The organism is Marinobacter sp. UBA2498, assembly GCF_002341575.1.
In the GTDB taxonomy this organism is placed as follows: Bacteria; Pseudomonadota; Gammaproteobacteria; order Pseudomonadales; family Oleiphilaceae; genus Marinobacter; species Marinobacter manganoxydans.
In genome coordinates this window covers 35,079-36,997 of the sequence record NZ_DDOI01000062.1, presented here as the reverse complement: position 1 = coordinate 36,997, position 1,919 = coordinate 35,079, and the positions used below count along the sequence as shown (strand labels likewise).

The following is a 1,919-nucleotide window of genomic DNA, read 5'->3' as shown; positions in this document are numbered from 1 at the left end:
GGCAGGAGGAGCTGGGCGACCTGTCCGGGCTGGCCGACCACCTCAAATCCGATGTCGCATCGGATCGGGTGTATGTATTCACACCCGAGGGCCACGTGGTGGATCTGCCCCAGGGGGCAACGCCGGTGGATTTCGCCTACCGGGTTCACACGGAGATCGGTCACGCCTGCCGCGGTGCGCGGGTGAACAGCCGAATCGTTCCGCTGACCTATCCACTGAAAACCGGCGATCAGGTGTTTATCCTGACCTCCAACAACCCGGCCCCAAGCCGCGACTGGCTGAACCCGAGCCTTGGTTACATTCAGACTTCCAGGGCACGCGCCAAGGTAACCCACTGGTTCAAACAGCAGGATCGTGGTCGCAATATCGTTGACGGTCGTGCCATTCTCGAGGACGAGTTCAGGCGTCTGTCCCTGTACGATGTAGATCTTGGTGAGCTTGCCAGGAAGGTTAATTACCAAAGTGCGGAGGACATGTTTGCAGCCACCGGAGCCGGTGACCTTCGCCCCACGCATGTCGCCAATGTGGCCCAGCAGATGCTGGAGCCCAAGTCCGAACAACTGGATCTGAAACTCAGCGCCCAGCGCCGCAAGCCCTACGATACGGAATCAGACATCCAGATCCTGGGCGTCGGCAAGCTCAAGACCCAGGTGGCGAAATGTTGCAAGCCGCTGCCCGGAGACGCGATCGGTGGCTACATCACGGTTGGCCGTGGGGTTACGGTCCATCGCCAGGACTGCCTGACGTTCCTGAATCTGCGTGAGTTCGAGCCCAACCGGATTATTGAGGTCAGCTGGGGTGGCCGGCAGGCTGCTGTTTATCCTGTCGACATTGAAATTGAAGCCTATGACCGATCCGGGCTGCTGAGAGATATTACCCAGGTGTTGTCGGCCTCCAAGAGTGATGTGCTGTCACTGAATACCCTGAGCAACAAGGACGAGAACACGGCTACCATGACCGTGACGGTGGAAATTTCCAGTCTGGAGCAGTTGGCGCGGTTGCTGGCGCAGATTCGCAACCTGCCCAATATCATTGATGTAAGGCGTAAACGCGGATGAGCTATACCATCGAGGATCTGAAAACCCTGATGGCCAGGCTTCGGGATCCGGAGACGGGCTGTCCATGGGATACCAGGCAATCCTACAGGACCATCGTGCCGCACACGCTGGAGGAGGCCTACGAAGTCGCCGATGCCATTGAGCGAGAGGATTACCCGCATCTGAAAGACGAGCTGGGGGACCTGCTGTTCCAGGTCATTTTCTACACCCAGCTTGGTCGGGAAGATGGCCATTTCGATTTTGACGGTGTGGTCGATCATCTGGTGCGCAAACTGGTAAGGCGGCATCCACACGTTTTTCCGGAAGGGACCCTGGAAAGCAGCATTGATCCGGATAATCGGCCGGATGAGGCCTGGATCAAGGAAAGCTGGGAGCGCATCAAGGCCGAGGAGCGGGCAATGAAGCCGGCACCGGAAGCCAGCGCCCCAGTAAGTCGGCTTGACGGCATTGCCCGGACCCTGCCTGCAATGGCTCGGGCCGAGAAGCTCCAGAAACGGGCAGCCAGGCACGGTTTCGACTGGCCAAATGTTGGCCCGGTTTTCGACAAACTTCACGAGGAAATCGACGAGCTCAAGGAGGCGTGGGAAGCCGCACAGACGGGCGCCGGTGATCCCGATGCCGTTGAAGATGAGCTCGGCGATCTCCTGTTCGTCTGTGTGAACCTAGCACGGTTCATGAAGGTTAACCCTGAGCAGGCACTCAATCGAACCAACCATAAATTCGACGCCCGGTTCCGGGCGATTGAACGTGTGCTGGAACGGGAGGGCCGCGATATGGACGAAGAATCTCTGGAGGCGCTGGATGCCGTGTGGCAGGCGGTGAAAGGCGTGGAGCGGGGAGAGAACGAGCACTGAAAATGGC

Annotated in this window: 2 protein-coding genes; both read left to right on the top strand. The window is 58.8% G+C overall.

Translation table 11 applies throughout. The annotated features are described in order from the left end of the window. On the top strand, nt 1–1,058 hold a 1,058-nt coding region (locus B2W52_RS07965), incomplete at its 5' end, for an ACT domain-containing protein (RefSeq protein WP_286802383.1). Beyond that, nucleotides 1,055–1,912, top strand: coding sequence for a nucleoside triphosphate pyrophosphohydrolase (gene mazG / locus B2W52_RS07960; RefSeq protein ID WP_008176166.1), 858 nt, complete (start codon nt 1,055–1,057; stop codon nt 1,910–1,912). The genes B2W52_RS07965 and mazG, both read left to right, overlap by 4 nt. The last annotated feature ends 7 nt before the right edge of the window (nt 1,913–1,919 follow it).